22 protein-coding genes and 1 tRNA gene are annotated in these 21,564 nt (G+C 72.8%); 13 read left to right on the forward strand and 10 right to left on the reverse strand.

What is annotated here, in order from left to right; genetic code table 11:
- Window positions 1-7 precede the first annotated feature (7 nt).
- Together ACTT8P_RS16790 and ACTT8P_RS16795 are read left to right on the forward strand one after the other, a co-directional pair.
- Window positions 8-592, forward strand: a complete 585-nt coding sequence (locus ACTT8P_RS16790) for a sugar O-acetyltransferase (RefSeq protein ID WP_442832445.1) — start codon at window positions 8-10, stop codon at window positions 590-592.
- Window positions 593-602: 10 nt separating this feature from the next.
- Window positions 603-1,160, forward strand: a complete 558-nt coding sequence (locus ACTT8P_RS16795) for a TetR/AcrR family transcriptional regulator (protein WP_442832446.1) — start codon at window positions 603-605, stop codon at window positions 1,158-1,160.
- A gap of 108 nt (window positions 1,161-1,268) precedes the next feature.
- On the opposite strand, the gene ACTT8P_RS16800 is transcribed toward ACTT8P_RS16795, so the two are convergent.
- A tRNA-Pro gene (locus ACTT8P_RS16800) sits at window positions 1,269-1,342 on the reverse strand.
- A 136-nt stretch (window positions 1,343-1,478) separates the two neighbouring features.
- Here ACTT8P_RS16800 and ACTT8P_RS16805 point away from each other — a divergent pair.
- The gene (locus ACTT8P_RS16805) at window positions 1,479-2,189 is read left to right on the forward strand and encodes a transketolase (protein WP_442832447.1); all 711 of its coding nucleotides are present in this window, start codon (window positions 1,479-1,481) and stop codon (window positions 2,187-2,189) included.
- Between the two features lie 43 nt (window positions 2,190-2,232).
- A complete protein-coding gene (locus ACTT8P_RS16810; RefSeq protein ID WP_442832448.1) occupies window positions 2,233-3,144 on the forward strand; it encodes a transketolase family protein in 912 nt (303 codons plus the stop codon).
- A 12-nt stretch (window positions 3,145-3,156) separates the two neighbouring features.
- Here the strand turns inward: ACTT8P_RS16810 and ACTT8P_RS16815 are convergent, their stop codons facing one another.
- Window positions 3,157-3,516 (reverse strand): MmcQ/YjbR family DNA-binding protein, encoded by a 360-nt coding sequence (locus ACTT8P_RS16815; RefSeq protein WP_442832449.1) that lies wholly within the window; start codon window positions 3,514-3,516, stop codon window positions 3,157-3,159.
- Between the two features lie 94 nt (window positions 3,517-3,610).
- Here ACTT8P_RS16815 and ACTT8P_RS16820 point away from each other — a divergent pair, with 94 nt between their 5' ends.
- Together ACTT8P_RS16820 and ACTT8P_RS16825 are read left to right on the forward strand one after the other, a co-directional pair.
- Complete coding sequence (locus ACTT8P_RS16820) at window positions 3,611-4,186, forward strand: helix-turn-helix domain-containing protein (protein ID WP_442832450.1); 576 nt, start codon at window positions 3,611-3,613, stop codon at window positions 4,184-4,186.
- 93 nt (window positions 4,187-4,279) lie between these two features.
- Window positions 4,280-5,161 carry a class I SAM-dependent methyltransferase gene (locus ACTT8P_RS16825; RefSeq protein ID WP_442832451.1) on the forward strand — a complete coding sequence of 294 codons (882 nt, stop codon included), beginning with the start codon at window positions 4,280-4,282 and terminating at the stop codon, window positions 5,159-5,161.
- A 6-nt stretch (window positions 5,162-5,167) separates the two neighbouring features.
- On the opposite strand, the gene ACTT8P_RS16830 is transcribed toward ACTT8P_RS16825, so the two are convergent.
- The 8 genes from ACTT8P_RS16830 to ACTT8P_RS16865 all read right to left on the reverse strand — a co-directional run bounded on the left by ACTT8P_RS16830 (window position 5,168) and on the right by ACTT8P_RS16865 (window position 10,654).
- Complete coding sequence (locus ACTT8P_RS16830; RefSeq protein ID WP_442832490.1) at window positions 5,168-5,710, reverse strand: GNAT family N-acetyltransferase; 543 nt, start codon at window positions 5,708-5,710, stop codon at window positions 5,168-5,170.
- Between the two features lie 8 nt (window positions 5,711-5,718).
- Entirely contained in the window at window positions 5,719-6,300 is a 582-nt protein-coding gene (locus tag ACTT8P_RS16835; RefSeq protein WP_442832452.1) for a helix-turn-helix domain-containing protein, read from the reverse strand.
- 90 nt (window positions 6,301-6,390) lie between these two features.
- Window positions 6,391-6,522 carry a hypothetical protein gene (locus ACTT8P_RS16840; RefSeq protein ID WP_442832453.1) on the reverse strand — a complete coding sequence of 44 codons (132 nt, stop codon included), beginning with the start codon at window positions 6,520-6,522 and terminating at the stop codon, window positions 6,391-6,393.
- On the reverse strand, window positions 6,519-7,088 hold the full coding sequence (locus tag ACTT8P_RS16845) for a GAF domain-containing protein (protein ID WP_442832454.1): 570 nt from the start codon (window positions 7,086-7,088) through the stop codon (window positions 6,519-6,521). Before ACTT8P_RS16845 ends, ACTT8P_RS16840 begins: the two co-directional genes overlap by 4 nt.
- A gap of 42 nt (window positions 7,089-7,130) precedes the next feature.
- Window positions 7,131-7,751 carry a GTP-binding protein gene (locus ACTT8P_RS16850; RefSeq protein WP_442832455.1) on the reverse strand — a complete coding sequence of 207 codons (621 nt, stop codon included), beginning with the start codon at window positions 7,749-7,751 and terminating at the stop codon, window positions 7,131-7,133.
- On the reverse strand, window positions 7,729-8,103 hold the full coding sequence (locus tag ACTT8P_RS16855; RefSeq protein ID WP_442832491.1) for a DUF742 domain-containing protein: 375 nt from the start codon (window positions 8,101-8,103) through the stop codon (window positions 7,729-7,731). The genes ACTT8P_RS16850 and ACTT8P_RS16855 overlap by 23 nt, the downstream gene beginning before the upstream one ends.
- Before the next feature lie 2 nt (window positions 8,104-8,105).
- Window positions 8,106-8,567 carry a roadblock/LC7 domain-containing protein gene (locus tag ACTT8P_RS16860; protein WP_442832456.1) on the reverse strand — a complete coding sequence of 154 codons (462 nt, stop codon included), beginning with the start codon at window positions 8,565-8,567 and terminating at the stop codon, window positions 8,106-8,108.
- Between the two features lie 86 nt (window positions 8,568-8,653).
- A complete protein-coding gene (locus ACTT8P_RS16865; RefSeq protein ID WP_442832457.1) occupies window positions 8,654-10,654 on the reverse strand; it encodes an ATP-binding protein in 2,001 nt (666 codons plus the stop codon).
- A gap of 224 nt (window positions 10,655-10,878) precedes the next feature.
- Between ACTT8P_RS16865 and ACTT8P_RS16870 the strand changes: the two genes are divergently transcribed.
- From ACTT8P_RS16870 to ACTT8P_RS16900, 7 genes are all read left to right on the forward strand, one after another.
- Window positions 10,879-11,424 carry a MarR family winged helix-turn-helix transcriptional regulator gene (locus tag ACTT8P_RS16870; protein WP_442832458.1) on the forward strand — a complete coding sequence of 182 codons (546 nt, stop codon included), beginning with the start codon at window positions 10,879-10,881 and terminating at the stop codon, window positions 11,422-11,424.
- Complete coding sequence (locus tag ACTT8P_RS16875; RefSeq protein WP_442832459.1) at window positions 11,421-14,192, forward strand: FUSC family protein; 2,772 nt, start codon at window positions 11,421-11,423, stop codon at window positions 14,190-14,192. The genes ACTT8P_RS16870 and ACTT8P_RS16875 overlap by 4 nt, the downstream gene beginning before the upstream one ends.
- Before the next feature lie 1,035 nt (window positions 14,193-15,227).
- On the forward strand, window positions 15,228-16,097 hold the full coding sequence (locus ACTT8P_RS16880) for a hypothetical protein (RefSeq protein WP_442832460.1): 870 nt from the start codon (window positions 15,228-15,230) through the stop codon (window positions 16,095-16,097).
- A 459-nt stretch (window positions 16,098-16,556) separates the two neighbouring features.
- Entirely contained in the window at window positions 16,557-17,438 is an 882-nt protein-coding gene (locus ACTT8P_RS16885; RefSeq protein WP_442832461.1) for an amidohydrolase family protein, read from the forward strand.
- A 9-nt stretch (window positions 17,439-17,447) separates the two neighbouring features.
- Window positions 17,448-18,536 carry an ABC transporter substrate-binding protein gene (locus tag ACTT8P_RS16890; protein ID WP_442832462.1) on the forward strand — a complete coding sequence of 363 codons (1,089 nt, stop codon included), beginning with the start codon at window positions 17,448-17,450 and terminating at the stop codon, window positions 18,534-18,536.
- A gap of 84 nt (window positions 18,537-18,620) precedes the next feature.
- Window positions 18,621-20,399, forward strand: coding sequence for an ABC transporter permease (locus ACTT8P_RS16895; protein ID WP_442832463.1), 1,779 nt, complete (start codon window positions 18,621-18,623; stop codon window positions 20,397-20,399).
- A gap of 12 nt (window positions 20,400-20,411) precedes the next feature.
- Window positions 20,412-21,560, forward strand: coding sequence for an ABC transporter ATP-binding protein (locus ACTT8P_RS16900; protein ID WP_442832464.1), 1,149 nt, complete (start codon window positions 20,412-20,414; stop codon window positions 21,558-21,560).
- The last annotated feature ends 4 nt before the right edge of the window (window positions 21,561-21,564 follow it).

Consider the following 21,564-nt stretch of genomic DNA (forward strand, 5'->3'; position numbering starts at 1 on the left):
CCTGCCCATGTCGACGACGGACCACTTCGCGGACGACCCGCGCAGCAACCTGGAACGCATGCGGGCGGGCGACCTCTACATCGCCGACGACCCCGAGATCGCCCGCCGCCAGCAGCGGGCCGTCCGCCTGGCCGCCCGCTACCAGGCGGCCTACACCGAGGACGCCGACGCCGCCCGGCCGCTCCTGGCCGAACTGCTCGGCGCGCTCGGCGCGGAGGCGCACGTACGGCCGCCGCTGTACGTCGACTACGGCAGCAACCTCACGATCGGCGCCAGGACCTTCGTCAACTACAACCTGACCGCGCTGGACGTCGCCGCCGTCACCATCGGCGCGGACTGCCAGATCGGACCGAACGTCCAACTGCTCACCCCGACCCACCCGTTGGCGCCGGGGCCCCGCCGCGACAAGCTGGAGGCCGCCCGGCCGATCACCATCGGGGACAACGTCTGGCTCGGCGGCGGCGCGATCGTGCTGCCCGGTGTGACCATCGGGGACAACTCGGTGATCGGCGCCGGCGCGGTCGTCACCAAGGACGTCCCCGCGGACGTCGTCGCCGTGGGCAATCCCGCCCGCGTGGTACGGAGTCTGTGAGCCTGTCCTCATGGCCACCGGACACACCGACCCGCAGCGCCGCGAACGCATCCTCGCCGCGGCCCTCGACCTCATCGCCGACGAGGGGGTCGCCGGCGTCTCGCACCGCAGGATCGCCGCTCGCGCCGGCGTGCCGCTGGGGTCGATGACGTACCACTTCGACGGCATGGACGACCTGCTGAGCGAGGCGTTCCGGCGTTTCACCGACCACATCGTCGAACTCTTCGACCGGTATCTGAGCGCCCCGGCCGACCGCGAGGAGGCCAGGGCGGCGGTGACCGACCTCATCCACACCCTGTCCGAGGGCAGTCAGCGCGACCTGGTGCTGACCCAGGAGCTGTACACCCTGGCCGCCCGGCGCCCCGCCTACCGGGAACTCACCCACACCTGGATGGCCCGCAGCCGCATCCACCTGGAGCGGCACTTCGACCCGGACACCGCCCGGCAATTGGACGCGCTCATCGAGGGCCTGACCCTGCACCGGGCACTGGCCCAGCACCCGCACGACCGCGCCCTGACCCTGGAAGCCGTCAGACGCGTCACCACGCCGGGCGACCGGGCCGGCTGACCCGCTCTCGCCCGGCCCTGACACGGCAAGGACCGGTACTTCCGGCACACGCGAAGCAGGCCGGTCTCGGACATCTCCGAAACCGGCCTGCTCTGCGACTGTCTCCAGTCGGGACGACAGGATTTGAACCTGCGACCCCTTGACCCCCAGTCAAGTGCGCTACCAAGCTGCGCCACGTCCCGATGCCTGCCTGACCTGGGGTTTCCCCGGCAGGGCGTGCAGGAAAACCATACCGCACTCCAGGCGGTGGTCGCGCATCCCTTTCCCGCGCCGCCCGCACTTGACCTCAAGCTTGGTTGAGGTCGCACGATCGCCGGTATGACGACCACCACCGAGGAACGCGGGCGTGCCCACGGGTACGCCGACCTGTCCGGCCTGATGGCGCTGATGACGGGGGACGAGAAGCACGGGCCCGCCGCGACGTCCACCCTGGACGTGCTGTGGGTGCTGTACGACCGGGTGCTGCGGGTCGGTCCGGAGCGCGCGGACGATCCGGGACGGGACCGGTTCCTGCTGTCCAAGGGGCACGGGCCGATGGCGTACTACGCCGTGCTCGCCGCCAAGGGCTTTGTACCCGTGGACTGGCTGGACGGCTTCGGGACGTACGACTCGCCGCTCGGGCACCATCCCGACCGGACGCTGGTGCCGGGCGTGGAGATCGGCAGCGGTTCGCTCGGGCACGGGCTGCCGATCGGCGTGGGCACCGCGCTGGGGCTGCGTGCCCAGGGGCTCGGCGAGCCCCGGGTGTGGGTGCTGACCGGGGACGCCGAGCTGGACGAGGGCAGCAACCACGAGGCGATCGCCTTCGCCGGGGCGGCCGGTCTGGAGCGGCTGCACACCGTCGTCGTCGACAACGCCTCCGCCCGGCACGCCCGGCCCGGCGGTGTCACCGCCCGGTTCGCGGCCGCGGGCTGGTCGACGGCGACCGTCGACGGCCGGGACCACGCGGCGCTGTACGCCGCCTTCACCGCGCCGCATCCGGGCCGCCCGCACGTGGTGGTGGCCCGGGTCGAGCCGAAGTCCGCCTGAGCCCCGGCCCCGCCCCGCACGTCTTCTTGTGAAAGGACTCCCGATGGACACCATGCGTGACCGTTTCGCCCCGGTCGTGACCGAACTGCTGGACGAGGACCCGCGGGTCGCCGTGGTCCTCGCCGAGATCGGCGCGGACGGCTTCGCCGAGGCCGGGCGCCGGCATCCCGACCGGGTGATCAACGTCGGCATCCGGGAACAGCTCCTGGTCGGCGCCGCCGCGGGACTGGCGCTGACCGGACTGCGGCCCGTCGTGCACACCTTCGCCAGTTTCCTCGTGGAGCGGCCCTTCGAGCAGGTCAAACTGGACCTCGGCCATCAGGACGCCGGCGCGGTGCTGGTCAGCGCCGCCGCGTCCTTCGACTGGCCGGCCGGCGGGTACACCCACATGGCGCCCGGCGACGTGGCACTGCTGGACACCCTGGACGGCTGGACCGTGCACGTGCCGGGACATCCGGACGAGGCCGAGACGCTGCTGCGGCACGCGGTCGCCGCCGGGGACGACAAGGTGTACGTACGGCTGTCGGTGCGGTCGAACGCGGACGGGCTGCCGGTCGGCGGCGGGCGGTTCCGCACCCTGCGCGAGGGTGGGTCGGGCGTGGTCGTCGCCGTCGGGCCGGTGCTGGACGAGGTGCTCGCCGGCACGCAGGGACTCGACGTCACCGTGCTGTACGCCACCACGGTCCGCCCCTTCGACGCCGGGACACTGCGCCGGGCGGTCCGGGCGGCGCGGGCGGACGTGGTCCTGGTGGAGCCGTATCTCGCGGGCACCTCCACGGCGGCCGTGAACGACGCGCTGTCCGACGTACCGCACCGGGTGCTGGGGCTGGGAGTGGGGCGGCGGGAGCTGCGGCGCTACGGGCTCGCCGAGGAGCACACCGCCGCGCACGGTCTGGACGCCCGGTCGCTGCGGGACCGGATCGGCGGTTTCCTCGGGGCGGCGGCGCGCGGCTGACCCCGGGGGCCGTCAGCCGGTGGGCGGCAGGCCCAACCGGGGGTGGCTCTCCAGCAGGCCGGCCGGGGCGGCCTGGCGCCAGGAGTCGGCGAGGATGTCGCGCAGTTCGCCCTCGTCCTCCAGCGCGGCGAGCCGGACCCGCACCCAGGCGAACTGGGCCTCGTGCCCGGCGATCCAGAACTTCTCCGGTTCGGCGAGGGCGAGTTCGTCCCGCTCCTCCTTGGGGCAGCGCACGGCGACGGACGTCTCGTCTTCGGGCAGCGTGGCGAACATCTTGCCCGCCACCCGGAAGGTCGGCATGCTCCAGGCGGTCTTCTCCGCGGTGTCCGGCAGGGACAGGGCGATACGGCGTACGTCTTCGGCGTCCGGCATGTCAGGCACCGTAGCCCGGGGCACTGACAGCCGGCCTGGGACGCAGGCGCCCGCAGTACCGGGTGCTTTGCCCGGCCCGCATACGCTTTTGCCCATGACGCAAGAATCCGGCGGTGACGGCCTCGACGCCCTGGTCCGCGCCCGTATCCGCGCCCTGCGGCTGGCGCAGGGCTGGTCCCTCGACGAGTTGGCGAGCCGGGCCCGGCTCAGCCCTTCCACCCTCAGCCGGATCGAGACCGGCCGGCGGCGGCTCGCGCTGGACCAGCTCGTCACGCTCGCCCGCGCCCTGGACACCTCGCTCGACCAGCTGGTCGAGACCGCCGCCGACGACGTGATCTCCAGCCCGATGATCTACGCGGCCCAGCAGCGCATGCAGTGGCGGGTGCGCGCCGATCCTGGGCTGACCGTCGTACGTCAGCGTCTGACCGACCCGCCGCCCGACGGTCCGGCGGGGATGCGCGCGCATCCCGGCCGGGAGTGGCTCGTCGTCCTGTCCGGTACCGCGGTGCTGCTGCTGGGCGACCGGCGGCTCCGGGTGGAGACCAACCAGGCCGCCGAGTTCCCGACGATGCTCCCGCACGCCCTCGGCGCCGAGGGCGGGCCGTGCGACGTGCTGGGCATCTTCGACCGGGACGCCCGCCGGGGCCACGCGGACCGGCCCGCCCCTTGAGATCTTGCGCGACCGGCACGCCGGGCGGCCGGTGTCTTGCCCTTCCGGGAAGCGGCCACGCGATCCGCCGGTGCGGCTCCTAGCGTGGCCGGCATGACACACACCACCCCGCACACCGACCACCACGCAGATCACCGCACAGATCACCGCACAGATCACCGCACGGACGAGCACGCCGGCGATCAGGCGGAGATCCTCGACCTGGACGCCGAAGTGCTCGCCGAGCAGCTCGCCGACATCACCGCGTGGCTGCCCCTCACGGCCGCGCCCCAGCGGATCGTGGACCTGGGCTGCGGGACCGGGACCGGCACCTTCGCCCTGCTCCAGCGCTTCCCCGCGGCCGAGGTGACCGCCGTCGACGCCTCGGCCGGGCACCTGGACCGGCTGCGCGAGAAGGCCGCCGCGGCCGGTCTCACCGACCGGGTGCGCACCGTCGAGGCCGACCTCGACGCCGGCTGGCCGGACCTCGGCAGGCCCGAGCTGGTCTGGGCGTCCGCCGCCCTGCACCACATGGCCGATCCGGACCGCACGCTGCGCCAGGTGCGCGAGGCGCTCGCGCCCGGCGGGCTGTTCGCCGTCGTCGAACTGGCCGGGTTCCCCAGGTTCCTGCCCCCGGACGCGCCCGCCGACCGGCCCGGTCTGGAGGAACGCTGTCACGCCGCGCTCGACCGGCACCACGCCGAGCACCTGTCGCACCGCGGCGCCGACTGGGGCGCGAAACTCACCGCCGCCGGCTTCACCGTCGAGGCCGAGCGCACCGTCACCGTGGACCTGCCGGGCAGTGCGGCGGTCGGCCGTTACGCGCTCAGCGGTCTGCGCCGGATGCGCGGCGGGGTCGCCGCCCTGCTGTCGGCCGAGGACCTGGCCGCCCTCGACCGGCTGCTCGACACCGACGGTCCGCACAGCGTGCTGCGCCGCACCGACCTGACGGTGCGTACCGAGCGCATGGTGTGGGCCGCGCGGCGCGCCTCCTGAGCCGGCTCAGCCGGGCGGTCCCACGTGCTTGAAGTACAGCGTGGTGGACCGCAGGACGCCGGCCGGGGTGGCGGCGTAGTCGGGGATCTCGCCGGCCCGGGTCCAGCCCGCCGCGCGGTAGAGGCGTTCGGCGGGGCTGTCGGTCTCGGTGTCCAGGTGGAGCAGGGTGATGCCGGACGCGGCGGCGGCCCGTTCGGCGGTGTCCAAAAGGGTGCGGCCGAGACCCCGGCCGCGGGCCCGGCGGTGCACCATCAGCTTGACCAGTTCGGCGCGGTGGCGGCTGTTGGGCTTGTCCGGCAGAACGAGACTGACGGTACCGGTGACCGGTCCGTCCGGTCCATCCGCTCCCTTCTCCCGGGCCGTCCATACGGCGAGGCTCCCGGCGGCCACCGCGTCGGCCCGGGACCGCCACCAGGCCAGCGCCTCGGCCCGGTCCAGCGGGGCGAGGAAGCCGATCGAGGCCCCGCCGTGCACGGTGTCGGTCAGCAGGTCGGCCAGCTCCCCCGCGCGCTCGGTGAGCCGGGCCGCGTCCAGCCGGGTCACCGTCATGGCGGCGGTCATGGCAGCACCACCGCCAGTACGTACCGGACGCCGTCCGGCCCGGGGCAGCAAAACCGCGTCGGTCCCCAGACCCGCAGCCGCAGACAGTCACCGGTCGCCAGGTGGTGCGCGGTGTCCTGCGCGGTCACCTCCAACTCCCCCTCCAGCACCCAGATGTGCTGCTCCAGACCGGGCACGGGTGGCCGGTCGTACGCCAGGTCGGCACCCGCGGCGAGCCGGCCCTCCACGAGTTCGCCGCGCAGCCCGGCGTGCGGCGGGGACACCGACCGGCGTACGAAACCTGCGGCGCGGTCGGTCCAGATCTGCTGGTCGGCGACCCGGACCACGGGGGCGGGCCGGGCCTCGACCTCGCCGAGCAACTGGGACATGGTGCGTCCGTGCACCGCGCACAGGCGGTTGAGGAGGGCGGCGGTGGGGCTGGTCTCGGCCCGTTCGGCGCGGGACAGGGTGGAGCGGCTCACCCCGGTGCGTTCGGCCAACTCGTCCAGGGACCAGCCGCGTTCGGCGCGCAGTTCGGCCAGCCGGGTGCCGAGCCGGACGTCCATCGGGTCCGGGGAATCGCGGTCACTCTGTCTCATATCCGGGACAGTATCCCTGATGTGAGACAGCCTTGTTACGGGGCGCTCACTCCTCGGCGGCCGCCGCCAGCGAGTCCAGCACCGGGCGGATCAGCGGGTCCAGTCGAGGACGACCCTGCCGCCGCGCCCGCTCGCCACGTCAGCGAACTCGTGCCCGAGCGCCAGCGGGGCGCGCCCCATGCCCCGCACCCGGCCGTACCAGTCCCGGCGCGGGAGCCTCACAGCGGCAGACCGTCGGCCGCGCTCCGCTCGATCCGGCCCATCAGCTCCGCCGCCATCGCCTTGATGGTGGCGAGCCCCGCCTTCCCCCACGGTCTGGGCCGTACGTCGGCGGCGCTCACCGCGCCCAGTACCGTCCCGGTGCTGTCGATGAGCGGGGCGCCCAGATAGGAGCGGATGCCGAAGGTGTCGACGACCGGGTTGCCCGCGAACCGCGGATAGTCGCGGACGTCCTCCAGGGCCAGCGCCCGGCGCCGGGCGGCCACATGCGGGCAGAAGCCGTGGTCGCGGGGCTGCACCCGGGCGAACTCGAGGACCCGGCCGTCGCCCGTCGCCGCGGCCCGGGGCGCGTGCAGACCGGCGAACAACTGCCCGTTCTCCACCAGGAAGTTGACCATCGCGTACGGCACGTCGGCCACGTCCGCGAGCCGGTCGGCGAAGGCGTCGAGCGCGGGGTCGGGGCGCTCCGCGAGGCCGAGCAGCCGCAGTCGCCGTACCCGCGCGGGTGCCTCCCGGTCCTCGGGCGTGAGCAGCAGCCGTCCGGGCGGGCGCGGCGGGTCGTAGGTCATGGGCGGCTCCAGGGCGAGGGCTGTGGCGGGGCGGGCGGGCGATCACATGTGGGCGCCGCGGCCCGTGGCGGGCTCCGGCGTGTGGGCGATGAGGTGGCGTACGAGGGTGAGCAGGGTCCTCACGCCGGAGCTGGAGATACGGGCGTCGCAGCGCACGATCGGGACCTCGGCGGGCAGGTCCATGGCGGCGCGTACCTCCTCGGTGTCGTAGCGGTGGGCGCCGTCGAACTCGTTGACGGCGACGATGAAGGCCAGGCCGCGCTGCTCGAAGAAGTCGATGGCGGCGAAGGACTCCTCCAGCCGCCGGGTGTCGGCGAGGACGACCGCGCCGAGCGCGCCCTCGCACAGTTCGTCCCACATGAACCAGAACCGTTCCTGGCCCGGCGTGCCGAACAGGTACAGCACGTGCCGCGGGTCGAGGGTGATGCGGCCGAAGTCCATGGCCACCGTGGTCTCGAGCTTGTTCTCGATCCCTTCCAGGTTGTCGGTCGCGGCGCTGACCGTGGTGAGCAGTTCCTCGGTACTGAGCGGCGCGATCTCGCTGACCGCGCCGACGAAGGTGGTCTTGCCCACCCCGAATCCGCCCGCCACCAGGATCTTCAGCGCGGTGGGGAACGGGTCGGCGCCGGACGCGTCGTACTCACAGCTGTCGTCGTAGTCCATCGAGCACTGCCTCCAGAAGGGCCCGGTCCGTGGGGTTGTGGTGGAACTCGGCGGGTGGCTTGGTGGTCAGCGCGCCGCAGTCGACGAGGTCCGACAGCAGCACCTTGGCGACCGCCACCGGCAGCCGCAGATGGGCGGACACCTCGGCGACCGGGACGGGCGCGCGGCACAGGTCCAGGGCCTGGGTGTGCTCCGGACCGAGATAACCGAGGGGGGTGGCCCCGGTGGCCATCACCTGCGACATCAGGTCGAGGGCGACGGTGGGCCGGGTACGGCCGTTGCTGACCGTGAAGGGGCGCACGAGGCGCCCGGCCGCCTCGTCCACCCACGGCCCGTCGCCGGCCGTCACCACGCTCACGGCCTCATCGCCGGGGAAGCCGGGGAAGCCGGGGAGACCGCGGACTGAACGGTGTGCTGCCGGGGCGCGGTCACCAGGTAGGGGCGGACACTCTTGACGAGCATCGCCATCTCGTAGCCGAGGACCGCCGCGTCGGCCTCGCGGCCGGCCAGTACGGCCAGACAGGTGCCGGAGCCCGCGGTGGTCACGAACAGCAGCGTCGAGTCGAGTTCGACGACGACCTGCCGTACGTCCCCGCCGTCGCCGAACCGGATCCCGGCGCTGCGGCCGAGGGAGTAGAGGCCGGAGGCCAGCGCGGCCATGTGGTCGGCGCTGTCGGCGTCGAGGCCGTGGACGGACTTCACCAGTCCGTCGCAGGACAGCAGCACCGCGCTGGACGTGTGCGGCACCCGCTGCACGAGGCCGCTCATCAGCCAGTCGAGGTCGGACACCTGTCCGGTGGGCGCATCGCTCGCCATGGTGGATCGACTCCTTGGGGTACGAAGATCTGCGCAAGCGCTGAGGGCGGGGGTGGGGGTGGGGGTGGGAGCGGGGTGGTGTGTGGTCATCCGGCCGGTGCGCTCCCGTCGGGACGGGTGAGGGGGTCGGTGCTGCCGGGGGCGGGCGCCGACCGGGCGTCGGTGGTTCGGGGGACGTCGCCGGTGTCGGCCGGGAACGGCTCCGGATGCCCCGGCTCCAGGCGCTGCTGGGCCTCGGCGAGGCCGATGCCGCGCTGGAAGGCGGCCATCAGGCCGGGATCGTGCCCGGCGACCTGGTCGGTGTCCTGGCGGGGCGCGGGCCCCTCGCGCAGTTGCGGCACGAGATGTTCCTGGGCGCGGCGGAGGGGCAGCCGGGGCTTGTCCATGGTGCCGCGCACGGCGGTGTGGCGCGGGACGGGCGGTGCGGTGGTGTGCTCGGCGACCAGCGGCCGGTCGCCGGGCCGGATGCCGGCCACCGCCTCGGCGGGGGTGGCCCGCACCGCCCCCCGGGCACCGCGCACGGGCAGCGGCGGGGCGACACCCGTGCCCGTGCTGCGGGAAGCGGCCGGGGCGAGCCGGGGCTCGGGGGGGACGGGCGACGCCGGTACGGCGGCGGCGGGTGGGGAGGGTAGCGGGGCCGGGTGCGGGGTCGGGTGCGGGGTCGGGGCGGCAGACGCGGAATCGGTGGCCGACCCGGGCCCGGTGGCCGGTGCGGCCCCTCCGGCGGGGGCGAACCCGCCCGCGGACTCGAACCCGCCCGCGGACTCGAATCCGGCCGTGGACACGGGTCCGGCCGTGGACAGGGGCGGTGGCGGTACGGCCGTCAGGCCGCCGCCGATGGTCGCCGGCGGCGGCGCCGTGTCCGGGGCCGAGGTGTCCGGGGCCGTCCCCAGCAGGGCCCCCGGCACGATCAGGACGGCCTGGACGCCGCCGTAGATGTTGGTCTGGAGGCGGACGCCGATGCCGTGCCGCTTGGCGAGCTGGGAGACCACGAACAGGCCGATGCGGCCGTCCGCCAGCAGCCGGGCGACGTTGACCTGGTCGGGGTCGGCGAGCAGGCCGTTCATCCGCTGCTGTTCGGCGACCGGCATGCCCAGGCCGCGGTCCTCGACCTCGACGGCGAGTCCGGCGGTGACCAGGTTGGCGCGCAGCAGCACCTGGGTGTCGGGGGCGGAGAACACCGTGGCGTTCTCCACCAGTTCGGCCAGCAGGTGGATCACGTCGGCGACGGCGTGACCGCGCAGGGTGCCGTCGACCGGCGGCACCAGCCGCACCCGGGAGTACTGCTCGACCTCGGCGATGGCCGAGCGCAGCACCTCCGTCATGGAGACCGGGTGGCTCCACTGCCGGCGGGAGACCGCGCCGCCGAGCACCGCGAGGTTCTCCGCGTGGCGGCGGATGCGGGTGGCCAGGTGGTCGACGTGGAAGAGGCCCTTGAGCAGGTCGGGGTCCTCCTGCTCGTTCTCCAGCTCGTCGAGGATGGAGATCTCCCGGTGCACCAGCGACTGGAGGCGCCGGGCGAGGTTGACGAAGACCTCCAGTTTCTGTTCGCTGCCCGCCTGGCTGGAGAGCTGGGCGGCCCGGACGACGGCGCTGACGGCACCCTCGTGGGCGCGGGACAGGTCGGCGGCGAGCAGTTCGAAGTCGTCGGCGTCGTCCGGCGGTCCGCCGCGCGGTTTGCGCTGCGGCGCGGCCTCGCCACGCCGCAGCGTCTCGACCAGGGCGCGCAGTTCCGCCTCGCCCCGGGCGGTGCTGCGGCGCAGCGCGCCCAGGCGTTCGCCCACGGTTCGGGCGGCGCGGTCGGCGGCGACGGCGGCGATGACGACGGCGGCCGCGGTGACGCAGAGGGCGCCGGTCAGCACGGCCCACAGCGCGGGGGCCGGGCGGATGCCGGTGGACCGGACGGTGAACAGGACGGCCGCCGAGGCGCTGAGGGCGACCGCGACGGGCGGCAGCACGGCGAGCCGGAGCAGCTGGGACCGTATGGGGGTCTCGGGCAGCACGGGCTCGGTGCGGGCGGCCGGCCGGCCGTGCCGGCCGCCTTCACGGCGGTCGGCGCGCACGGCCGGGGCGCGGAGGTGAGACATCGGTGTCCTCGGGTACGGGTCCGTGGGCGGACACTCACAGTAGTCGCGTGTGCATCAGGCGTGCTGGGCTGTTTGCCGAAATCCCCCGCAGATGACCTTTAAAGCGCGAGATAACGATCAAGAACGATCAGATAGCAATCACCCTCGGTTACCACACACCCCCCACTCGGTCCTTTTGCCCGCACATGGTTCGCCCGCCTCTCCGACATATATATGATTGCTATATGCATCAATCCGACGAGCAGCGCATCGAGTGCGCGGCTCGGGGCCTCCTCAGAGGCATCGGACAGCTGGCACAGGCGCTCTTCCGCACCGGTGGCTTCGGGCTGACCCGCAGCCAGGTGGCCGTGCTGGACGCGCTGGAGGACGCCCCCCGGCGGGTGACCGCGCTCGCCGCGTGCACCGGCATGGTCCAGCCGCGCGTGACCGTGGTCCTCCAGAGCCTCGAAGAGCGCGGCCTGGCCACGCGCGAGCGCTCGGCGGCCGACCGGCGGGTGGTCCAGGCGTCCCTGACGCCGACCGGCCGGGAGCTGCTGGAACAGGGGCGCCGGCGGATGGCCGCCGCCCTGCTGCGGGGCCTCGACGCCGGTGTCGAGGACTCCGAACGCGCCGTGGGCGCCGCCCGGGACGCGCTCACCGTCCTGTCGGACGCGATGATCGCATCGAACGCGATGACCACAGCGCAGACGACGGACACCGTGCACACGATGAACACGACGGACTCGATGAACACGACGGACTCGATGGACAAGGATTCGGAGGCCACTTGAGCAGCCCAGGCACCGCGGCGTCGGACACGGCACCGGAAGCGATGCCCCCCGCGCCACCCCCCGCCACCCCCGCCACCCCCGCTCCCGCCCACCCGGCGGGCACCCTCGCGCCGCGCCGGGTGGGTGGCCCCCCGAGACGCTGGGACTGGGTGCTCGCGGCCGACCCCGGCCTCGGCCGGCTCCAGTCGGGCTGGCGCACCTTCGTCGCCATGGTGACCGCCCTGGCGACCGGCTACGGCATGGCCCGGGCCCTGGACCTGCCCGCGATGATCGGCATGATGGTCGGCGGGATGATGGGCCTGATGAGCGCCTTCGCCGTCGCCGAGAACACCTGGCAGCGGCTGGCCCGCGCCATCCTGTGGATGCCGTTCCCCTACGCCGCGATCCTCTACCTGGCCGCCGAACTGCACGACGAGCGGGCGCTGGAGATCGGCCTGATGGTCGTCGCGCTCGCGCTGACCTTCTTCCTCGCCCGGTTCGGCCAGCTCTTCCTGCTCACCGGCATGATGCTGTTCAACGGCCTGATGGTCGGCATGATGGCGAACATCCCGGCGTCGATGTCGGGCCAGGCGTTCGTCGTCGCGCTGGTCGCCGCCGCCGCGGTCCTGGCCACCCGGCTGCTGCTGTGCTACCCGATGCCCCGCGAGGACCTGCTGCGCACCCAGCGCGCCTTCGTCGTGGAGGCCCGCCGGGTGGCGGACGCGGCCGTGGACGCCCTCGACCCCGACGCCGACCAGCAGCGGGCGGTGCGCCGGATGTCCCGCTCACTGCGCCGCCTCAACATCACCACCGTCACCATCGACGGCTGCCTCGCCCAGCCCGAGGTCGCCGCCAACCCCGACATGGCCGAGCTGCTGCACCGGCACCTCTTCGACGCCGAACTGGCGCTGCGCGGCATCGGCCGCGCCGTCCAGGACCTGGCCGGCCGGGACGTGCCCCCGCGGTTGCGCGAGGCGATGGCCGTCGGCTTCGTGCTGGCCCGGGACACACCCCTCGGCAGCGCCCAGGGGCTGCACCCCGCGGCCGAGCACATCCGCCGCCAGGCCGACCACGTACTCCACCACGCCGCCCCCGGCGACCGGCAGGCGGAGACCGTCGAACTGGCCCACCGCGTCGCCGGTCTCCTCGACTCGCTGGCCGGCTCGCTGTCCCAGTGGCTCACCCTGGGCTGGAGCTCCCCCGCGGCCCCGGCGAAGGTCCCCTTCCAGCCGACCGTGGCCCTGGAGCGCGGCCTTCCGCCCGGCTCGGCCCCCGCCACCCGGCGGGTCCTGGCGGCGGGCGCGGACCGGAGCTGGCGCCGGATCGTCCCCTTCGTACGCGCGCCCCTGCACGCCGGGATCGCCGCCGCCATCGTCTGCCCGCTCACCGACGCCATCGACCCGCAGCGCTTCTACTGGGGCCTGGTCGGCGTGATGATCACGCTGTTCGGCACCAACACCACGCATGAGCGGCTGCGCAAGTTCGGCCACCGCATGGCGGGCACCGTGATCGGCGCGGTGATCGGCATCGCCCTGCTCGGCGTGCTGGGCACCGGCCATGTCTACGCGACGCTCACCGTCATCGTGCTGGGCCTCACCTTCGGCGCCTGGGGGATGCAGCGCGCCTACGCCCTGTGGGTGGTCGGCCTGGTGGTCGCGCTGGTGCAGCTGTACGGCCTGACCACCTCGTACGACGGCATGGACCATCTGCTCGGTGAACGGCTGCTGGACAACGGGCTCGGCATCCTGATCGCCACCGCCTGCGCCGCGCTGATCTTCCCGCTGTCCAGCCGGCGGATCACCCGGGAGGCGGAGCGCGGTTACGTCGCCGCCGTCGACGACCTCGTCGGGCAGCTCGGCGAGCGCTGGCGGGACCCGGAGGCCCCGGTCCGGCTGCGCGGCGCCGCCCGCGCGGTGGACGCCGCCCTGTTGCAGGTGGTGAGCCTGGCCCGGCCGCTGGTGCGGATGCCGCTCGGGGTGCGTGGCCGGGCCGCGGAGCACCGCACCGCGCTGCTGACCACGGCCACCGGGCACGCCCGCGCGCTGGCCTCGGCGGCCGACATCGACGTCGATCTGGCGCCGCGGCAGGCCGAACGGTTCACGCTGGTCACCACGGCGCTGGCCGGCTCGCTGGGCGCGCTGGAACGCTCGCTGGCGGCGGGCGAGCCCGAGGGCACCTGGCAGCGGGTGGGACCGCTGATCGGTGAGCTGCGGGCGGAGCTGGATCTGGCGCCGCCCGGTCCCCGGGCCACCCGGCTGCGCCGGGCGCTGCGGGAACTGGCCGCGCTGGACGAGACGTTGGCCGGGTACGCGGAGCGGTGCGGGCTCACCCTGCGCAGCGCCGCGCCCGGCGAGGTGGCGAGTTCGCCGATGGAACGCCGGGCGCGGGCGCTCGTGGCCCAGTGGGCGGTGCGGCCCGCGGCCCGGGACACGGCCACCGCCGTCGCCCCGGCGGAACCCGCACCGCGCACCCCGGCCGGGACGGCGACGGCACCGGCCGCGCCGGCCGCCCGGCCGGTGCCGCACGGCACCGGCGGGGTCGGCGTCGTGGGCGCCGTCCGGTGTGCCGCGCACCCCGCCGGCTGTGCGGGCTGGGTCACCGTGATCGACGCCCGGGGCAAGCGGGTCGCGGCGGGCCCGTTCCGCGCCGGCCGCTACCGGGTCGACGGGCTGTGGCCCGGCAACCACACCCTCGTCGTGTCGACACCCGACCACGCGCCGCACGCCGAGTTCCTGCACGTGCCCGCCGCCCCCGGCACCGGTCTTGTGGAACACGACCTGCGGCTGTAGCGGAGGGAGGACGGAGGCGGCGGCAGCACCCCGGGGGTCGCGCAGGGCTCGGACCAGATCGTCGGCGAGTCGGTCCAGCCGGCATGGCGGCGTCCCCCGTCATGCCGAAGACATCACGGGTGCCTTCCTTGACGACGGCCCGGCGGTCCGCCCCGGTCAGGGTGCCGATGGCGTCGAGGGTGTATGTGGTGCCGTCGAAGCGGCGCCCGGGGCCGAGCACGTCGCGCACACGTGCTCACCGGCCGCGAGCCGCTCGACCACCCTGTCGCGCCTCGGCGTCGGCATCGCCGTCCTCCCTGCCCCCGGCTCGACCAGCTCGGCCGGCTTGCCGTTGAGCTCGATCTCACCGTCGCACACCACCCCGCGAACCGCCCGGGGCATCTCTCCGACCGGAACGACCCCACCCGCCGCAGTTCGTCACACATCCGCGCGTCGAGAGCGATGAACGGGGCCTCCAGGAGCGCGGTCTCCGGGTCCACCGCGAGCACGAGCGCCAGTCGCACGCGCCGCCTCAGTACCCCGACCACCTTCGTGACACATGCGCCCATGAGCCGTCCGCCTTCCAGTGATGCCTGAGTCCGCTTCCTTCTGATGACTCCTTTGCTACCGGGAAGTTGAGTCCCGTCAGGAGCCGTGGCCGGTACCCCGGCGGCACGACTGTCCGGCCGAGGCGGCCCACTGCGGCTCGTCGGCCGCTCGCACGCTCACCCCACCTCGGACAGTTGTCGAACAATCAATGCGGCCAGGACGGTAACAGTGGCACATCGTGTCCGCAATAGACGGAGCGCTTCGGGCAAGGTGTTTAACAATCAGAGCGATCAATGTCATGCCAGTGGGTTGACAACCCTGGCCGAGCACCTCAGCCTGACAACGGACGGTCACCGTGACGCTTCACCGGGACTGATGTACCCGACAGATCCGGCCAGTTGGCCACGCCCGTCGAACGCCGGCCCTTCGGCGCGACAAGAGCTTCCCGCTCGCAAAGGTGTCATCGAGACGACGTACGCCTGAGCACCATCGGAAGGTGAGGACCCTTTGAGCACGTACACCGTGGCGGTCCGGGACTACGCGCACACCACCCCGTTGAAGACGGGGCAGCGCGAGGTCAGGAACCGCACCCTCGAATTCCCCGAGATCGAGCCCATCCACCGGGCGTTCGCCCCCATGGTCCGCGAACTGCGGTACGACGTGGCCGAGTTGGCGATCGCCACGTATCTCCAGGCCTGGGAACAGGACAAGGGCGTCAGTCTGCTGCCGATCGTCATGAGCGGCCGGCTGCACCACAACACGCTGGCACAGTTGCCGGACGGGCCGATCCGCCACCCCGCCGAGCTGGTGGGCCGGCGCGTCGGCGTGCGGGCGTACAGCCAGACGACGGGGCTGTGGGTGCGCGGTGTCCTGAAGGAGGACTACGGCGTGGACGCCGACCGGATCACCTGGGTCACCACCGAGGGCCCGCACGTGGCGGAGTACGCCGAGCCTTCGAACGTGGAGCGGACCGACGGCGCCCTCAAGGACCTGCTGTGGGACGGCGACATCGCCGCCGTGATCGGCGGGAGCGGACTCGTCCCGGTCATCCAGGACTGGGAGACGGCCGAACAGGCGTGGTCCGCCCGGCACCGGACCGTGCCGATCAACCACATGCTCACCGTCCGCACGGAGCTGCTGCGCAGCGACCCGGAGGCGGTCCGCGACATCTACGCCGCCTTCACCGCGAGCATCGACGACACCCGCACGGACACCCCCCGCTCGGTCCGGGAGCGTGCCGTCACGCACGGCCTCAACGACACACTCCTCGCGGGGGTGCGCCTGGCGATCCAGTACGCCCGTGAACAGCGGCTCATCCGGTCCGCGGTGACACCCGAGGACCTGTTCGCCGACTACACGAAATACGTCGCCTCCTGACCACCAGTACCGAGCGCGTCAGGATTGTTTGACGATCCTGACACCCAAGTCTTGATAGAGCCGTTTCGCGCGCGTACGGTGGCCGAAAATGTAAGACACTTCACGTCGGCCTGCGGGTCGAGTCGCGCCGTCGGCGTATCGGCGGCAGTGCGGGTTCCGGGTCCGGAAGCAACAGAGGAGTTGTTTCATGTCCAGCACCATGTGCGCGTTCACCGCTGCGGTGCGGCGCCCGGACCGCGGTACGCGAGGCGGCCGAGGACCGGGTCCGGCCCCCGCCGCGTACCCGTCCCGCGGCTCGGGATGAGCCACCCGCCCGGCGTCGCCCCCGCCCCGCGGCGCCACGGCAGCCGCTGCCCCGCTCCCGTCGCCGACCGCCTCGCCGCCCGCACCCGGCAGCTCCGCGAGCACACCTGATCACATCCGCCCCGCCGCGCGCCCTCCACCCGTACCGAGGTATTCATGTTCCACGTCGACACCCACACCCACATCATCTCGCCCGACACCGCCGCCTACCCCGCGGCCCCGCTCGGCGGTCACCGCTCCGACTGGTCCAGGGAACGGCCCGTCGACATCGACGGCCTGCTGCGCCAGGCCGACGCCGCCGCCGTCGACCACCTCGTTATCGTCCAGGCGTCCACCGTCTACGGCTTCGACAACAGCTACGTGGCCGACCAGCTCACCCGGCACGCCGACCGCGTCAGCGGCGTCTGTTCGGTCGACTTCCTCTCCCCCGGTGCCGTCGACGACCTGCGGCACTGGATCGACGAGCGGGGCTTCACGGGGGTCCGTATCCGCGCCGCCGACGGGACGACCGCGGTCCCCACCCCCGGCCGCGGCCTCGACGACGAGCGCATGGCGCCGGTCTGGCAGTTCCTGTCCGAACGCCGGGTGCCGGTGTGCGTCCAGATGCACGCCCAGCACGCGCCCATACTCGCCGGCCTGCTTCAGCAGTACCCCGGACTCACCGTGATCCTCGACCACGCGGGCCGGCCGCGCCTCGACGCCGGCGCTCCGCCGTACCCCGACGCCCCGGGCCTGCCCCCGCTGCACGCGACCGGCCGGGTCTTCGTCAAGCTCACCCCGCCGGCCGTCCTGCGGGCCCAGCGCGAGGCCGGCTCCGCGGCACCGCTGGTCGCGACGCTGATCGAGGAGTTCGGCGCGGCACACGTGATGTGGGGCTCCAACTACCCGGCCTCCGCCGGGAAGCTGGCCGAGCTGGCCGACCTCGTCAAGGAGCAGCTGCCGGCCCTCGACGCCGCGGACCTGGCGCTGGTCGCGGGCGGCACCGCGGCCCGGCTGTACGGCCTCGCCGGTGACGACTCCGCCGCCTTTCGGCGCTAGGCGGCGGCCATGAACCGAGCCCGGCCCCCCGCCGACCGCCGGCGCCGCGGCGCCGCCCTGACCGCCCTCGGCCTGGTGGTCGCCCTGCTGGCGACCGCGTGCGGCAGTGGCCCGCCGCCCGACCCGAAGGCCAAGGACCTCGACACCCTGTACCAGGAGGCCAAGGCCGAGGGACAGGTCATCTGGTTCGCGCCGAAGCCGGAGGCGCAGATGCGGCCGGCCATCGACGCGTTCAAGAAGAAGTACCCGGGGATCGACGTCAAGTACACGAACAAGAAGGCCCCCGACCTCGTCACCCAGCTCAATGTCGAACAGGCCGCGGAGCGGGTGAGCTTCGACGTCTCCAACGCCGGCGGGCTCACCGTGCTGCCGTCGCTGGACATGGCGGCGAAGGTGGACTGGGCCGACTACCAGGTGCCCGCCGACCAGGTCTTCGCCGACGACTTCGTCTACGTGTGGGCCGTCCCGAAGGTGTGGGCGTACAACACCGACGCCGTCGCCGCGAAGAACGCGCCCGCGAGCTGGGACGACCTGCTCGCCTCCCGATGGAACGGCGGCAAGCTCACCGTCGAGTCACGCGGCTCCTTCATGACCGTGTGGGACCAGGACCCCTCCCTGGGCTCCGACGCCGCTCTCGACTACGCCTCCCGGCTGGCGAAGCTGAACCCGCACTACACCGAGAACACCACACAGGCGCACACCAACATCGTCTCCGGCCAGACACCGGTGGGCACCGACCTGATCAACCTCGTGCTGGAGGACCAGGCCAAGGGCGCGCCGATCAGTGTGGCGCCGGTCGGTCCCACCAACGCCAACAAGTCCTATCTGTTCGTGCCCAAGGGCTCCCCCCATCCGGCGGCGGGCCGCCTGCTGACCGCCTTCCTCGCCTCCGCGCAGGGGCAGGCCGCCCTGGTCGACACCTACAACTCGGTCATCCCCACCGACACGGACTGCACGCAGGCCGCCACCAACAAGGTGATCGGTGCGCTGTGCGAGGCCGGCGTCAAGTGGTTCAGCGAGACCGACATCAAGCAGTACGAGCAGTTCTCCGCCTTCTTCCCCAAGGTCGAAGACGCCTTGGGCACCGACGTCAACTGACGGACCGCCCCGACGCACCGCTGCCCGCGGCCGGCGGCCGCCGCGGGCAGCGGGCCCGTCCGCCCCTTCTTGGAGACTTCGACGATGCAGTCTGGCACCCAGCCCTCCGTCGCTGTACGCCCTGACCCCGAACGTCAGGACCGCGTCCAGGCCGACGTGGCCGACCTACGCCCCCGGCGCCGGGACCGTGTCCTGGGCGGCGTCAACATCGCCATCGGCGCCGTCCTCGCCTATCTCGTGCTCTTCCCCCTGGGCATGCTGGTCTACAGCAGTCTCAAGGACAGCGAGTTCAAACTGCCCTTCCAGGTCGCCGGTTTCTCGCTCTCCAACTTCACCCAGGTCTTCAGCTCCGAGCGGCTGCTCGAAGTCACCCTCAACTCGGTGGTCTTCGTGGCCGGCACCGTGGTGCTGGCCTCGGTCATCAGCGTCACCCTCGCCTACCTCTTCGAACGCACCGACATCCCCGGCCGCCGCCTGCTCGCGCCGAGCACCCTGGCCCCGATGGCCGTGCCGGCCACGGTGATGGCGGTCGCCTGGGTGCTGGCGGCCAACCCCGCCAACGGCCCGCTCGCGATCGCCATCGAGCGGACCCTCGGATTCACCGTCGACATCTACTCGCTGCCCGGCATGATCCTGGTGGCCGGCGTCTTCGGCGTACCGGGCATGTACATCATGCTGGCGCCGACCTTCGCCCGGCTCAACCTGGAGTTCGAGGAGGCCGCGGCCACCTCGGGAGCCGGCTGGTGGACCCGGACCCGCAAGGTGGTGCTGCCGCTCACCCTGCCGTCCATCACCGCGGCGAGCATGCTGCTGGTGGTCATCGCGCTGGAGGAGTTCGCCATCCCGGCCATGCTCGGGATGCCGAACCAGATCTACGTGTTCAGCAGCTACGTCCAGGCCGCGCTGCAACCCCCCTCGGGTCTGCCCGACTACGGCCAGGCCAGCGCCTACGGCATCCTCCTGGTCCTGCTGTCCCTGGTGATGATCGCCGTCTACCGGCGCCAGACCCGCGAGGCACACCGCTTCCGGGTGGTGTCGGGCAAGGGGTACCGGGCCGCGCCGGTGCGGCTGGGACGGTGGCGCGTCCCGGTCGCCGTCCTGGTGACGCTCTACGTGTGTGTGGCGATCGTCGTGCCGATCCTGACCCTGATCTGGACCAGCCTGACCCCGTTCCTCCAGCCGATCAGTGTCGACAACCTGGACGGGCTGAGCTTCGCCAACTACGGCTCGATCTTCACCGACCCGAACCTGACCCACGCGGTCCTCAACACCCTGGTCATCAGCCTGCTCACCGCGACCCTGACGGCCGTCTTCGGCACCTGGCTGGCGCTGGCCTCGGCCCGCGGCGGCCGCGCCGGCCAGGCCCTGTTCGACCTGTCCTTCCTGGTCTTCGCCATCCCCAGCGTGGTCCTGGGCGTCGCGGTGCTGTTCCTGTACCTGTTCCTGCCCATCCCGGTGTACGGCACTGTGTGGATCATCGTCATCGCGCTCACCACCCGCTACATACCGCGCGGTTCCCGCATGATCCAGACGTCCCTGCTGCAACTCGACCCCGGTCTCGAGGAAGTGGGCCGGGTCTCGGGCGCGTCGAACGTCACGGTGCTGCGCCGGGTGGTGCTTCCGCTCATCGCGCCGGCCGTGTCACGGACCTGGCTGTGGGTGTTCGCCAACGCGCTGGGCGAACTGCCCATCGCACTGCTGCTGTCCAGCTCGGACAACCGCACCGTCGTGGTCCTGCTGTGGGACATGATCGGCGAGAGCGCGAACTATCCCGAGGCCAGCGCCCTCGCCGTCCTGCTGCTCGCCCTCTCCTCCGTCTCCGTCTGGTGGGTCAACCGGCGTGGCTTCCAACAACACATCTGAGGTGTCGTGACCGTGCAGAACCTGGTTTCCTCCGACTACTCCGTCGAGATCTCCGGCCTGGAGAAGCGATACACCCCGCAGCGCGGCGGCGAGGGCAGCCGCGGCATCGAGGATGTCAACTTCACCGTGCCACACGGCGAGTTCCTCACCCTGCTGGGGCCCAGCGGGTGCGGCAAGACGACCACGTTGCGCTGTCTCGCCGGGCTGGAGACGGCCGATCGCGGCGAGATCTCGATGAACGGCCGGCCGGTCTTCTCCGCCGCGACCCGCCGCGACGTCTCCCCCGAGGCCCGGCCGATCGCGATGGTGCCGCAGTCCTACGGCATCTGGCCGCACATGAAGGTCTTCGACAACGCCGCGTTCCCGCTGCGGCACGGCCGCACCACCTACTCCCGGGACGAGACCCGGGGGCGGGTCCTGGCCATGCTGGAACAGGTGGGTCTGACCGAGTACGCCGACCGGTGGGCGACCCAGCTCAGTGGCGGCCAGCAGCAGCGGCTGGCGCTGGCCCGGGCCCTGCTGTGCGAGCCGGAGGTGCTGCTGCTGGACGAGCCGCTGTCCAACCTGGACGCCAAGCTGCGCGCCCAGCTGCGCGCCGAACTCCGTTCGTTCCAGCAGAAGTTCGGCGTCACCACGATCTACGTGACACACGACCAGGGCGAGGCACTGGCCATGTCCGACACGATCGTCGTCATGAACCGGGGCCGGATCGAGCAGATCGGCACGCCGAACGAGATCTACGACTCGCCGGCCTCCCGGTTCGTGGCCGACTTCGTCGGCAGCGCCAACCTGATCCCCGGGGTGACGCAGACGGCGGTGGGTTCCGGTGACCGCGTGGTCGACGCCAAGACCGCCGTCGGCGTGGTGCGCTGCGAGCGCTTCACCGCTCCCCCGGTGCTGCCCACCGCCGGCCAGGAACTGTCCGTGTGCGTCCGGCCGGAGAACATCCGCGTCACCGCGGGGGCACCAATGACCGAGACCGCCAACCGGTTCACCGCGCGCATCGTGTCCAGCGAGTACCTCGGGGACCGTCAGGAGGTGGTCGTGGCGGTGGGCGACGTGGAACTGCGCGCGCACGCCTCCGCCCACCTCGGCGCCCGTCCGGGCGACGAGGTGACCGTGGTCCTGGACCCCGAGTGGACCATCGCCCTGTGGTCCTGACCGC

This window comes from Streptomyces sp. JW3, from assembly GCF_052216785.1.
GTDB lineage: Bacteria > Actinomycetota > Actinomycetes > Streptomycetales > Streptomycetaceae > Streptomyces.